This is a genomic window from Shewanella sp. SR44-3 (assembly GCF_014163735.1).
Lineage (GTDB): Bacteria > Pseudomonadota > Gammaproteobacteria > Enterobacterales > Shewanellaceae > Shewanella.
In genome coordinates this window covers 112,165-126,496 of the sequence record NZ_JACJDV010000008.1, presented here as the reverse complement: position 1 = coordinate 126,496, position 14,332 = coordinate 112,165, and the positions used below count along the sequence as shown (strand labels likewise).

At 43.7% G+C, this 14,332-nt stretch carries 9 protein-coding genes and 1 pseudogene; 7 read left to right on the top strand and 3 right to left on the bottom strand.

The features are described 5' to 3' along the window. The 4 genes and pseudogenes from H5073_RS07025 to H5073_RS07010 all read left to right on the top strand — a co-directional run. Positions 1-209: pseudogene (locus tag H5073_RS07025) on the top strand (ATP-dependent RNA helicase SrmB); the annotation flags it as partial. 249 nt (positions 210-458) lie between these two features. Beyond that, complete coding sequence (locus H5073_RS07020) at positions 459-1,661, top strand: efflux RND transporter periplasmic adaptor subunit (protein WP_182678308.1); 1,203 nt, start codon at positions 459-461, stop codon at positions 1,659-1,661. Next, the gene (locus tag H5073_RS07015; protein ID WP_182678306.1) at positions 1,661-4,912 is read left to right on the top strand and encodes an efflux RND transporter permease subunit; all 3,252 of its coding nucleotides are present in this window, start codon (positions 1,661-1,663) and stop codon (positions 4,910-4,912) included. Before H5073_RS07020 ends, H5073_RS07015 begins: the two co-directional genes overlap by 1 nt. 198 nt (positions 4,913-5,110) lie before the next feature. Continuing rightward, positions 5,111-7,357, top strand: coding sequence for a PAS domain-containing protein (locus tag H5073_RS07010; RefSeq protein WP_220487997.1), 2,247 nt, complete (start codon positions 5,111-5,113; stop codon positions 7,355-7,357). A 109-nt stretch (positions 7,358-7,466) separates the two neighbouring features. Here H5073_RS07010 and H5073_RS07005 read toward each other — a convergent pair whose 3' ends face one another. After that, a complete protein-coding gene (locus tag H5073_RS07005) occupies positions 7,467-8,858 on the bottom strand; it encodes a hypothetical protein (protein WP_182678302.1) in 1,392 nt (463 codons plus the stop codon). 174 nt (positions 8,859-9,032) lie between these two features. Here H5073_RS07005 and H5073_RS07000 point away from each other — a divergent pair, with 174 nt between their 5' ends. Further along, entirely contained in the window at positions 9,033-9,434 is a 402-nt protein-coding gene (locus tag H5073_RS07000) for an SMI1/KNR4 family protein (RefSeq protein WP_182678300.1), read from the top strand. A 75-nt stretch (positions 9,435-9,509) separates the two neighbouring features. After that, positions 9,510-10,010, top strand: coding sequence for a DUF4447 family protein (locus tag H5073_RS06995; protein WP_182678298.1), 501 nt, complete (start codon positions 9,510-9,512; stop codon positions 10,008-10,010). 117 nt (positions 10,011-10,127) lie between these two features. On the opposite strand, the gene H5073_RS06990 is transcribed toward H5073_RS06995, so the two are convergent. Then, the gene (locus H5073_RS06990; protein WP_182678296.1) at positions 10,128-10,772 is read right to left on the bottom strand and encodes a glutathione S-transferase family protein; all 645 of its coding nucleotides are present in this window, start codon (positions 10,770-10,772) and stop codon (positions 10,128-10,130) included. Positions 10,773-10,888: 116 nt separating this feature from the next. Continuing rightward, entirely contained in the window at positions 10,889-13,480 is a 2,592-nt protein-coding gene (locus H5073_RS06985; protein WP_182678294.1) for a TonB-dependent siderophore receptor, read from the bottom strand. A gap of 343 nt (positions 13,481-13,823) precedes the next feature. Between H5073_RS06985 and H5073_RS06980 the strand changes: the two genes are divergently transcribed. After that, positions 13,824-14,288: a DUF1456 family protein gene (locus tag H5073_RS06980; protein WP_182678292.1), complete on the top strand. Its 465-nt coding sequence runs from the start codon at positions 13,824-13,826 to the stop codon at positions 14,286-14,288. The last annotated feature ends 44 nt before the right edge of the window (positions 14,289-14,332 follow it).

Genomic DNA, 14,332 nt, shown 5'->3' with positions numbered 1-14,332 from the left:
GTACTGCGATATCTTTGGTTGAGGCCCATGATATGCGTATCGTCAGCAAAATTGAGCGTTATATTGAACAGCCACTTAAGCGCCGTATTATTGAAGAACTGCGCCCAAATAATAAAGAGGCTAAGGTGCCTGGCAAGAAAAAGGCCAATGCAAAAGATGCTAAGCCTTCTTCGAAAAAATATAAGAAGCCAAAAAAGAAGTCTTCCTAGTTTTACCACTTGATATCTATCCTGCAAACGCGCCTTATGGGCGCGTTTTTATTTTCATTAACTTTTGCTATCATTTTTTGAAACATTTGTTTTTCAAAATAGATTCATCCAAACTGTTAAATCTGATATTTTAGGAAGCATTAATACTCTAACCATTGTTTAATTTGGGTTAATTCACCTCTTAATATTAAACAACCTCAGTCAGACTGAGCGATTGAGTCTAGCTTTGTCCTGCATGGATCCGCGTATATGTTAAAAATAATAATTAGAAGACTGTCACCCTTATTCATTTTGGTATTTTTTATTATTCTGGCTGCCATCATGATGAGCACCCAAGAATCCCCTGAGCAGAAAGAAGAAGCGGCACCAATACCCTTGGTAGATGTTATGCAGGTAACGGTTAAGACTGTGTCACTTAAGCTCCCCTCTTTTGGTGTAGTAAACCCCAAGTACAAAACCCAGCTAGTGACAGAAGTGCAAGGGCGCATGCTGAGTCTCTCCCCCAGTTTTGTGGCAGGCAGTATAGTCAAAAAAGGCCAGCAACTGGCGATTATTGAACCTTCAGATTACGAAGCCGATCTAATGCAAGCTGAAGCCAGTCTTGCCCAAGCCAATGCCGCATTAAATGAAGAAATTGCTCGCGGTGAAGTCGCCAAAATTGAATTTAAAGGCTTCGATAACGGTCTGCCACCTGAATTAGGATTGCGTATTCCACAACTTAAAAAAGAGCAAGCCAACGTAAAGTACAACCAAGCCGCATTAGACAGAGCCAAACGCAACCTTGAGCGCACCGTCATTCGCGCCCCATTCGATGGCATTATCAAGGCGCGTAATGTTGACCTTGGTCAATATGTCAGCTTGGGCACTAACTTAGGTGAGCTGTTTGATACCAGTGTGGCTGAAGTCCGTTTGCCTATCACCAATAACGATTTAGCTTATTTGGTTTCTGCGGATAACCCAGACACTCACGTCAACTTAAGTGCTTCCCTAGCCGGCAGCCAAGTGAGCTGGCAAGGTAAGATAGTTCGCAGTGAAAATGTCATCGATGAAAAGAATCGTATGGTTTATTTAGTCGCTGAAGTGCAAGACCCCTACCTGTTAAAAGGCCAAGGTAAAAACCAGCATCCACTTAAATATGGCAGCTTCGTTAACGCCGAGATCACTGGCCGTACAGTGACAGGAGTGGTGCAATTACCCCGTCATTTAGTCCGTAACAATCAAGTTGCCTTAGTGGATAACGACAATAACTTAGAAATGCGCAACGTCAATGTTATTCGCACCGACTTAGACAGCGTGTTTATCAAGGACAGCATTAACCAGGGTGAGCGGATTTCGTTAACTGTGATTAATAATATGGCCACAGGCCAAGCGGTAAAAATAATCGGTGAAGCTGACAGAGAGGCTCAAAAAACTAACGCCTCCGCTGAAAGTATTGCAGTAGGTGACCAATAATGGAGTCACCTAAAGGCCTGATAGCCTGGTTCGCCCGTAATAACGTCGCCGCAAATTTATTAATGATAGTCTTGATGGTGGGAGGCCTTATTAGCGCCATCACCATTAATAAAGAAATATTCCCATCATTTAGCCTTAATTTGATTAACATCAGCGTTGCCTATCCAGGCGCTGCGCCGCAAGAAATTGAAGAGGGCATCAATATCAAGATTGAGGAATCAATCCAAGATATTAACGGCATCAAGAAAGTGACATCCGTTGCCAGCGAAGGAGTGGGCAGCGTGTCCATCGAAGTTGATGATGGCTACGATGTGCAACAAGTATTAGATGAAGCCAAGCTGCGCTTGGATGCGATATCGACCTTTCCCGCTAACATAGAAAAACCTAATATTTACCAAATCAAACCAGAAAACAATGTCATCTGGGTCTCTGTCTACGGTGATTTAAGCCTGCAAGAGATGAAAGAGCTCGCTAAGAGCATTAGAAATGACATCACAGATTTGCCTGCTGTCACCCGTGCTAAAGTCACTGGAGTCAGGGATTATGAGATAAGTGTAGAGCTGTCTGAAGATAAACTCAGAGAATATGGGCTCACCTTTAGCCAAGTGGCATTGGCAGTGCAAAATTCCTCCATCGACTTACCTGGCGGCGCCATTAGAGCTCAAGATGGCGATATTTTATTACGCACCAAGGGCCAAGCTTATACCGGTGAGGACTTTGCGCAAATCGTAGTGCAAACTCGCGCTGACGGCAGCCGAATTATGCTGCCGCAAGTGGCCAATATTAAAGATGATTTTGAAGAGCGCTTAGAGTACACCCGCTTTAATGGTAAACCGGCTGCCATTATCGAAATTACCAGTATTGACGATCAAAACGCCTTAGATATTTCCGCCCAAGTCAAAGACTATATCGCCACCAAAAAACTCAGCTTACCCAGTAAAGCCCAACTAGATACTTGGGGAGATTTGACCCATTATCTTGAAGGCCGCCTGAACATGATGCTTTCAAACATGTTTTACGGTGCGCTGTTGGTATTTTTAATCTTGGCCTTGTTTCTCGACTTAAAGCTCGCCTTCTGGGTAATGATGGGACTGCCAGTGTGTTTCCTTGGCACCATGCTCATTATGCCTCTTGAGCCGTTTAATATGTCCATCAACATGCTGACTTTGTTTGCTTTTATCTTAGTGCTGGGGATAGTCGTCGATGATGCAATTGTCATTGGCGAAAGTGCCTATACCGAAGTGGAAGAACATGGTCACTCCATGGATAACGTGGTTAGGGGCGCGCTTAACGTCGCCATGCCAGCGACATTTGGGGTATTAACCACCATTGCGGCATTCGTGCCTATGATAATGATCTCAGGCCCTATGGGGATTATTTGGAAGTCCATCGGCATGGTGGTTATTCTTTGCTTAGCGTTCTCATTGGTAGAGTCTAAATTGATTTTACCGGCGCATTTGGCACGGATGAAATACAACAAAAACAAGCCACGCAATAATGTATTTTCGCGCTTCAAAGGCCAGTTAAATGACAAACTACAGCACTTTGTTCACCACTCTTATCGCGACTTTTTAGGCCGCTGCATTAAACATCGCTATAACGTAGTAGCTGTATTTCTTGGTGTGCTCGTGCTGTCGATTACACTGGTCACCAGCGGCAAAGTACGCTGGGTATTTTTCCCTGATATTCCCTCTGACTTTATTCAAGTGCAAATTGAAATGGATGAGGGCAGCTCTGAGCTCAACACCCTACACGTAGTGCAGCGGGTTGAAGAAGCCCTCTACACCATGAATGACATACTTGAAAAAGAATATGGCGCGCCCGTGGTGAAGCACAGCTTTATCAATATGAGCTCAAGAAGCTCAGCTTTTATCTTTGCAGAGCTCACCAAAGGTGAAGACCGAGACGTAGACGGTGTCACCATTGCCACCAAATGGCGTGAGCTTATTCCTGAACTGTTATCGGTGAAGAAACTCAACATTAATGCCAGTACTAATGATGCTGGAGGAGATATCTCCTTTCGATTGACCTCCAATGACTTAGATTCGCTTTCCAAGGCGGCAAAAGAAATCAAAGAAAAGCTTGCTACCTATGAAGGCGTCTACGATATTGCCGATAGTTTCTCCTCTGGCAGTGAAGAAATACGCCTTAGAATAAAACCTGAAGCGCAAGCGCAAGGGCTCACGCTTTCAGATCTTGCTCGTCAAGTTCGTTACGGTTTCTATGGCTATGAAGCCCAGCGTATTTTGCGCAACAAAGAAGAAGTCAAAGTCATGGTACGCTACCCATTAGAGCAGCGCCGCACCATAGGTCATCTTGAAAACATGCTGATCCGCACCCCAGAAGGCATAGCCGTGCCCTTCTCTACGGTAGCGGATATAGATATTGGTGAATCTTACGCATCAATCACTCGTGTGGATGGCCGCCGCGCGATTACTATCACAGCCAATGTTGATAAAAACAAAGTCGAGCCTTCCAAGGTCGTCGGTGAAATTCAAGACAGCTTCTTACCTGAGCTGATGAGGCATTATCCTAAGGTATCAGCAGCCTTAGATGGCAGTAGCTTGGATGAGCAAAAAGCCCTTCTTGGCTTACTTCAAGGCTTGTTCTTTGCCATGTTTACCATTTATGCCTTGATGGCAATACCGCTAAAATCCTACTCACAGCCTTTGATTATCATGTCAGTTATCCCCTTTGGCATGATTGGCGCGTTGTTCGGCCACTTCATTCTGGGGCTATCCATGAGCGTGCTCAGTCTTTGTGGCATTGTCGCTCTTGCTGGGGTTGTGGTTAATGACTCGCTGATTTTAGTGGACTTTGTAAACCGCGCGAGATCTGAAGGCCATGCAATAAAGCATGCTGCTATCGATGCGGGTTGCTATCGTTTCAGGGCGATTATCCTGACCTCGATGACGACGTTTGTTGGACTGGTGCCCATCATTCTGGAGCGCAGTCTACAGGCTCAAATTGTTATTCCTATGGCAACATCATTGGCTTTCGGGATTTTATTCTCGACCTTGGTAACCTTAATTCTGGTGCCTATCCTGTATATCATTTTGGATGATATTAAGCGTAACCTAAGCCGATTCTATCGATGGTGGTGGCAGCCAAGCGCAACTGAACCTGCTTCTTCTAGCTCGGGGACGAGCCAAAAGTTCGACCCAAGTTATAACCAAGAGGCGGATCAAGAGCCTAGCCAACAATCTATTCAAGACAAGGCGGCTGCAGCGGTTATTAAACCGCTGAACTAACGCCTGTAAAGCTTCAAGTGTTCACTGTGGTTAATACTTGAAGCTTCGCTACCTGCAAGACACGATTCGACTCATCATAAAAATAAATTAACCTACTGTTTATTAACGTCTAATTAGCTAACGTTGTGCATATTTAGCTACTAATTTACATTCGTGTTAATATTGGCTTTTGTTGCCGATTTCAAGAAAGACGACTGCATGTTTAATAATGAAAATGGTGTCAGCACCTCACGCTTTGTTTCCCTATCAGCACAAAACGTGCAATGGTCTCATCAACAAGTGTTAGCGCTCTTAAGCCAAGTGTTTTTATTGCTGATCTCCATGTTAATTATCACCAGCATGATCATTAACTTAGGTGAACGCAGCTTGCAGGAGGATTGGGCCGAGCAAAGATACAGTGAGCTTCAAACTGTAGGTACACTCACAGCTGACAAAATTAGCTTTTTACAATTTCGCACTCAGACATTATCTCGTGGGGATTTGTTAGGCCGATACCTTAAAATGCCCACGCCGATCTTAAAACAAGCTCTCATCGATAACTGGCAAAAGCTCAGCGACACTATCCCTGAATTACTTGGCGTCACTCTCTATGACACCCAAGGCCGCTTACAGTTTTCATCAAATAACAATTTCGACAACATTCAATTACCACAATCTTTGCTTAGTAAAGACAACAGCATGGGCCGCAATGATGTGTACAGTTCCCCCATGGCATTCATTCCCACCAATGGTTTACTTGGCCCCTATATTTATCAACTTATAAGACTTGAAAATAAAGCCAACGGTCTCACGGGTTACTTGGTTGTCTATAATTCGGTCAGCAGCGTGCTAGACTCGATAAAACCGGCATTTTTCAATCATAATTCACCATTATTACTGCTAGACAGCCAAGGTTATCTCTACGCTGGCGCCAATCAAGTGATGCCGCTAGACACTATGCCCGACACCTTAGGCGCGAACATTAAGCAAAGTAATCCTAAACTTTGGCGCCACATTGCCATGAGTAACTATGGCCAGTTTCACAGCTTAGACACTACCTTTGTGCACCTTAAAGTCGAGCTTGCCACAGAACAAGATTTCCCTCGTGACTATGTGTTGCTGTCTTATATTCGCCATGACGATATTGCGGCGCGATTTGAACAATGGAAAATCATCTTAATCATTTCAGCACTTATCATCAGCACATTGGCAAGCTTACTTATCATTTTTAGACACAGATTTGTGCTTGAGAAAAAAGCCAAACTTAATAGTATGCGCCTAGCAAATGGCTTATTTAACAGTGACCTTATTTGCATGATTGCCAATGATAATGGCCGAGTCATAAGCGCGAATCCTAAGGCTGCCGATATTATGGGCTTACCTCTCGATGAGCTCCGAGATCGCAGTTTACTGCGGATTTTGCACTTAGATGAGGCGAGGTTTAAACAGATAAAAGCCACTCTTGAACAAGAGGGACAATGGTCGGGAGAGTTCAGCCTAGACACAATCAGCGGCTGTACCCTTAAGGCCCATATCCGCCGTGAATATAAAAACAAGCATGAAGGCTGCTACTGGTTAGTCACTTTAGAAGATGTATCACAGCTACTTAAAAGTCAGCAACAAGCTTATTTATACCAACTGTTATGTGATAGCGCAGTAGCAACTGCACTCACGGATGCCAGCGGTAAACTACTAAAATTTAATAGTGAATTTGATAACTTAATGGGTTTACACGGCGATCACCAACACAGCTTAATTGAATTACTCGGTGACGAAATGCAGGCTCAATGGTCTCATATCAGCGCCCAAATTAGCCTTCAAGGGCAATGGTCAGGACAAGTTATCTCCTGCAGTAACTGCCGTTTTTCAGCCTGTCTGAAGACGACATTAAGAGGTCAACTCACGCTCGAAGGTGACATTGAATACATCATTTGTACCTTAGAAATCGCTTCTCCTGTTCTTGATAAGCAAGCAAAATCCAGTAATGTACTCGGGCATCACAGCTCAATTGTATTGAAGGTGAATGAACTTGAAACCCATTTTAACTCTTTGAGCGAGTCCGCAAAACAAGAATCCAGCTTATTAGTCATGGACATCAATCCCGATGGTATTATCAGCCATTTGAGTGATATCGCCTTACTAGAGAAAAGACAAAAAGAAATCGAATTACACTTACTTAATGCCTTACCCAACCACTACCAAGTAGCCCAATGGCAGCTGGGTAAACTGGTCATTTGGTTGCCAGCCACGAGTTCAATCCAAGCACACCAATATGCTCGCGAGACATTAACATCATTGGAAGAAAACCAACTAGCTGAAGGGATAAACATCGGAATTTCGGGTTATTTAGTACCGCAAACTTTAGACTCTTACTTGCAAAATGCCGATATCGCCCTAAAGCGTGCTAAACAAAGTAACGACCAGCGTATTTGTCAGGCATTTACGCGCCAATTCACCTCGGCATAACTCCACTCAATTAGTCGTGATGACGTCATACTAAACAAGTCATAGTATCGAAGATGAGATACCCCATGCGTCGCGATGGACGCTACGCATTGTCAGCACCATAAAGCCATCAATCCCCTATAGCTGGGATATTGTCAGGTAAATCGCTCTGGGTTATTTCAATAATACTAGAACGGTTCATGGTCACTTTATAACGTGCGTATTCAGTCTCGCCTTTACCTTCCCGAAGGACCACCACTAGGTTGATCTGGTAGCGGCGCTCCACAGAGTCATGGCTAATTTTACCTTCGGTTTCTTTATAAATTTTGGCCTGACCTCTCTCTAGGTAGCGGGCAAAAGGCACTAAACTAAAATTCACTTGCTCTTGAATTTGGGTGTAACCGGCCTGGAACTCATGTTGGGTGACACGGGTAGAAATACGATAATGCAACACTTGAGCATCGATTTTATTCTGGCTATGGCGCTGCTTCATAATATCTACAACCGCGGAGGGCATATCTTTGGCACGCATAAATTCAAGCCAAACCAATTGCTTAGCAATAATAGCTTGAGTGCTAGTATCCCTTAAAATTCTGCTCCACTTAGGGCGCCCACGCTGAATATAGCGCCAAACAACATTGCGCATATCTTCTTTAAAGATTTCTCTAAAACCGTAGATCACCGCCACTATTAAGACCAATGCTATCGTCAGCTCGCTAAACACCCCTTGCGCTTTAATGATCAGCGCAGAAACTAACACCATGACAATTGCGGTCACAGTACCAGTCACTGTTTTTTTAAGTCCAGCCCCTAAGGATTTTAACTCTTCTTTAAGCACCACTCCTTGCTGGATCAAACGCCTAAGCAACAACATCTTGTTAGAAATACGATTAGCATCCTGGCGGGTTTGAGTAGAGTTATAGCGCTTTTCTTCTTCGCGATATTGGTATTCACTGCGGCACAAGCTAATAATTTGTTCACTGACATCGCTGTAGTCGGCGCTACGAGGGCCGTGTGACAAGGTTTTTAGTAGTTGCTGCTCGCAAAACCAAGATAAATAATTATCGGCGTTCTCAAAATAGTGCTTCCACTTGGCTTCACTGGGTTCATTACGGCGAAATTTTTTCAGCAATTGCGCCACCAGCTCACCTAAATCGGCAAGGGCGGGATAAAACTCATTGGCATCAGTGATTTGTCTTAGTGCCTTAGCATCCGTTTCAATTGCCACAGCAAACTGATAAGCAAACAAATTTAAATACAGCCGAAATTCATCCATAGTGCGCTTTTTAATGCTGGCGAAACGACTCTGTACTAAGGGTAAATGCAATCCTTGAGAATAATAAGAGCGTCGTCCAACAATCGCCGCATAATAATATTCTTCTTCATCCAAAGTATGAGAGTCTATCCCCATCTCTGTTGGCAAATAGAAATACAGATCCAACACACGTTGATCGCCAACCTGCATTTGATGACTGAATTTTATTGATAAGGCTTCTTCTTGCTTGACGGTAATTTTGGCCACGAGCTACTTTTAAAACAATGATAAGAAACAAATACTATACCCCAAACTTAAGCCCCTTGTAGATAAATAATTGTCGCCAAAATCCGCTAAAGCCAACACCTTAGATGGGATGTTTGGAAAGCATTCAATTGACGGTTATACTGCGGCCATTATTATTTGTCTTGAGCCCTTTTTATGCATGAATTGATTGAACAACTACAGGACTTAAATGAGCCAGTGCCTGTGCCGTTAGAATTGGCAAGTTTCGAGCAATTAGTAGAAGTTGAAGAGCAAATCCTGATCTCTTTACCTCGGGAATTAAAAGTCTTTTTGATGGAAGCAAGCGATGTTGTTTATGGGCATATTGAGCCGGTAACAGCAAGCGATCCTCAGTCTCATACCTATCTACCTGAGGTCACTTGCTACGCTTGGTCTATTGGTCTGCCGCGAGAGCTAATTGCCATTTGCCAGCAAGGCGATAACTTCTATTGCATAGATCAAGACGGACAAGTTCATTTTTGGAAAAATGGCCGCTTCGTTGGTGAAGTGTTTGAATCATTTTGGCACTGGGTCGACCGTGTTTGGCTTAATAACTAAGCTAGCTACCACACTAAAAGCTACAACCAACTCGCGGCCCTAAAGCCCATATACACGCGTTAAGCAGGATATATCATGTCAAAAAATACAGGCTTAAATGCCATTGAGATTAAATATTTACGTCTATCACTGGGGCTCAGTGTTGAGCAAATCGCCGAACTGACCAAAGCCAGCCTTGACGATGTCCTCGCTTGGGAATCCGGTGAACAACAAGCGCCAGAAATGGCGCAAAAGAAGCTATTAGACATAGATGACATCATAGAGATGCAAGTGCTAAACACCACTGATGGCATTGAAGAGTTGTTTAAAAAAGAGCCTAAACGCCGCTTATCTTTTGTCGTTTACCCAACACAAGCGCTATACACTCAATATAATCCTGAGTTTTTAAGCTCATTGCCGTTAACTGAGCTGTATAACACCGCAGCCTGGCGCATCAAGAAAGAATGTAAACTGGTACTGGAAGTTGATGTGAGCTTAGTGCCATTAGATGCAGAAGCTTATAAGCGCTATCGCGCTGAAAATAGCATGAGCGAAAGCCGTGAAAGCCGTGCTAAATGGGCTGCAACCCAGCTGTAACCTTAGGGTTAGTTCATTGCTATAACCGACTGACTCGTCAGCAAAAGGGAAGCCGCGGCTTCCCTTATCTCACTATCCCGCGAATATCCCAAAACAAGATCATTGACCCACATGCCATTATTCAGCTTGGGCCGCTTTCGCCATAGCTTCTGTTTTCTTCAGTGCTGAAACTAAGGCGGGTCTTAGTTGTAACCTATCTCGATAAGCGGCAAGTTTTGGCGGAATTTTTTGCTCAAATACCGTGGCCCACATCAAGGTGTGACACAGTAAAATATCAATCAGTGTGAATCTATCACCCAGCAAAAAGCCAGCTTCTGGCGTCCATGTTTCTGCAATCGCCGCCGCCTTATCAAACTCCCACACAGCAACTGCACGCATTGCGCTTAACCTTTGTGCCTCAGGCAGTGCAAACTTATGCTTGCCCATACTCCACAGAGGCTGCTCGAGTTCACAAATAATAAAACTGTACCATTGATGAAATAGTGCGCGCTCCGCTTTAGATGCAGTGCTATCGGGAAGTAATGCACCTTGGCCGTATTGCTCGGCCAAATAGCTGACGATGGCGGCAGATTCTGTGACCACCAAATCATCATCTGTGATCACAGGAATTTTACCACTTGGGTTTAAGCCTAAAAAAACCTCTGAGCGGTTGTCCCCTTTAGTGAAATTGATAAAACTAAATTGCCAATCTAGGCCTAATTCTTCTAACGCCCAAGACACGCGCAGTGCACGACTTCTAGGGGTACCATAGAGAGTGATCATCTTATGCTCCTTAAATGAGGTTAATCTTGTTCGAAAATAATCAGATTGAGTGGCCAAAAAAATTAGAGCGGCAAAAATGCCGCCCAAATTCGAGTTTAACGCTTTTTATTGCAAGCTTAGAAGCGGTAACTCGCCTTAGCATACCAAAGTGCGCCAACAGCTGAATGTGTTGATTGATCATAGCCCATAAAGTCTGCGGCACTGAAAGGGGGTTCTTCATTGAGCATGTTATTCGCGCCCAAGGTCAGACTCCACTTATCAAAACCAATATAAGTCACATTCATATCTAAGGTCACCATTGCATCTATCATGCCTTCGGCGCCGGCATCAATATTATCTTGGTACTCACCAATATAATTGATGCGAGCACTGGTCTGAAAATCTTGATATCCCCAATCGACCCCAGCAGTCCAGCGATAATCTGGATGCTGATATTCTCCACCTAATTCACGTATGGTGCCATCTTCACGCTCCTGGTCGAAACTATTTACCCAAGTCAGGTTGTAGCTCAAACCGAATTCGCCCACATTAGTGGTTGCCAACTTATATTTAATATCGAAATCAATACCATCTGTGGTTTGGCCACCTAAATTGCCAAATTGGTCATAAATTCTAATAATACGACCAGGAATACCGCCCGCAGATGGCTCACGCAACACTGCACTTGGGTTATTTCCTTGGGTGTTGACCAAGTGCTGAGTATCAGAGGTGATCAAGCCGTCTTGGTCATAATTCCAATAATCTATACCCACGCTCAAGTCATCGGTAATCCCCCACACAGCCCCTAAGTTATATGAGGTTGATTCTTCTGGTCGAAGGTTTGGGTTACCAGAGAAAATCACCGTACGCTCTTGGGGGCTACAGTCGTCTTCAATCCCTGTCATAGGACAACGTACTGAATCAACAAGCCCAGGAGATTCCTGTGCTGCACCAAGACCTAACTGAACTAGCGAGGGCGCTCGGAAAGCCTCCCCCCAACTTGCACGCAAAGTTAAGTTATCAAGGGGTGTATAGCGCAGCGCAATTTTGGGGTTAGTGGTGTCACCAAAGTCACTGTAGTCCTCATAACGTAGCGCAAGCTGCGCTTCCAGACGTTCAAATACCGGTACCGCAAATTCAACAAATAATGATTTTTGATCCCGAGTTCCGCTGGCCTCTGTCGCTTCTGTACCAAAAATCTCACCGCGCTTAAAGAGTTCATCGGGGTTATCTGACAGCTCTTCTTCACGATATTCAAAACCTACTGCCATGGCGACCGCACCCGCTGGCATTTCAAATAAGTCACCGGCAATTTTTCCGTCAACGGCATTTGTTGTGGATTTGCCACTTCGAGTCGTACTCACACTAAGTCTATCTATGATATCCCCTTGCTGAGTCGTTGCTAACGGATTAAAGGCGCCAGAATTAATCGCCTCTTGCAAACGCGGAGTCCATACGAAACCTTGCTCACCAAACTCATGATTTCTATTATATGAATAGGTGTAGGCCAGTTCCCATTCCCATTCTGAAAGCATGCCATTTAATCCCATCACTATCCGGGCGCTATCAGACTCTGATGATTTTTGTCTAGCACCAGCTTCAGTCAGGCGACGATTCATGGTTAAGTCTTCACCAGGAAATGGGTTTATTGCTGCACCGCTAACAAAAAGAGGATTATCTTTAAGCATATAAAATTCGCCAAAAGAAGGACTCGCCGCCCCTTTCACCACACTTTCATTATGCTGATACATCATTTCCGCAAATAGTTTAAGCTCATCATTAAATTCATAATTTTGGAAAACTGATAAGCCAACTCGGCTAGATTCAGGGGTCGAAGTCATTCCTGCTGCATAATCAAAACGGCAAAAATCACCTCTAATACTGCTGGCAGCGCAATTAACATCTGGGGTCCATTTAAATGAGCCAGTATTAGGTTCAATCTTTCCATTGGCATCTATTGTTGCTGGGATATAAGTACCAGGATTTCCTGCTGATGAACGTAAGTCTGGGCCGCCATTGGCCGTTTGGTTAGCGGACTTGGAATAATCACGGTCACCAAACAGGGTTTCATTTTCTTTAAAGTAATCAAATATGACCGTAGTGTGCGATTTTCCGTTATCAGCATCGGTACCAAACAAAATGGAACCAGATTGTTGACCGCCACCGTCTTCTACATTCTCAGCCACTTTGCCATTAACTTCAAAACCTTCGAAGTCTTTCTTCAAGATAATATTAATAACCCCGGCTATGGCATCTGAACCATAGGTTGCTGAAGCGCCATCTTTCACAATATCAATTCGTTTAACAGCAGAAATGGGGATCGAGTTAATATCGACGAAGGCTGTATCGATGGATTTAGCAAAGGATGAAACGGCGATACGACGACCATTTAATAAAACGAGAGTGGAGTCCGCACCTAAGCCACGTAAAGACACGGCCGCGCCGCCGTTTGCAGTATCATCTGAGTTATTACCTTGAGTAGAGAAGGTACCGCTACCAGCAACGGGCAATTTACTCAATAGCTGAGAGATATCTTGGGCTCCAGAGCGAGCAATATCCTCCGCAGTCAAAACTGCCATAGGAGATGCGCCTTCCATATCGGTACGTTTAATGTGGGTACCAGTGACTTCAATTCTCTCCACGGCTGCATCGGCGGCAACCACTTGTGGAGCTAATGATAATGATATTGCGATAGCGCAAGCACTGCGTAAGAGGTGAGCTGTATTCATGATCTTCCTTAATTCATTTTATGAGTCATTATTATTTGATATATGCAGAACCTAAATTGATACATCAAATACACATTAAACATACATTTAATTAACATTCACAAACTAAACTAAAGATTTATATGAAAAAGTCAATTTCAAATTTACACTCATATGTTACAAAAATTAGCATTTACATCCCCTGCATATGCCAGTAGTGAACATTCTTTTTTATACGATATTAACTATTGGTCTTAATCGATGCTCAAAATAACATTTCACACGGTAAAGTTATCAAACCATGAGCGATACAGTTATACTGTGAGTTCTATAAATTGACAGCGCCCATGCGCCAGAGAAACCTATGATTAACAATGATATTCTTCGCCGCGTTCGTTTTGTATTTGATTATTCAAATGCCAAAATGATCACTATTTTCGCTAAAGCTAAAGTGGAAATCTCTACCGAGCAAATTATTGCTCTGTTAAAAAAGGAAGAAGAGGAAGGCTACCAAGCCTGTAATGACACCTTGATGTGTCAGTTTTTAGATGGGTTAATCATAGAAAACCGTGGCCTTAAGCCTGGTGCTGAAATCCCTACACCACTTAAGCAGTTGACGAACAATTTAATCTTTAAGAAGTTACGCGTCGCTCTTGAACTGCGTGAAGAAGATATCATAGCCGCATTAGCCTCAGCTGACTTCGCCATGTCAAAATCAGAATTAGGCGCGCTCTTTAGAAGCCCTGATCATAAAAACTATAAAGCGTGTGGCGATCAAGTGCTACGCAACTTCATCAAAGGCTTATCGATTAAACACAGAGGCGTATAAGGTCTTTGTTTAAACTTTAGTAAAAAGCTTTATCTAACGCACCG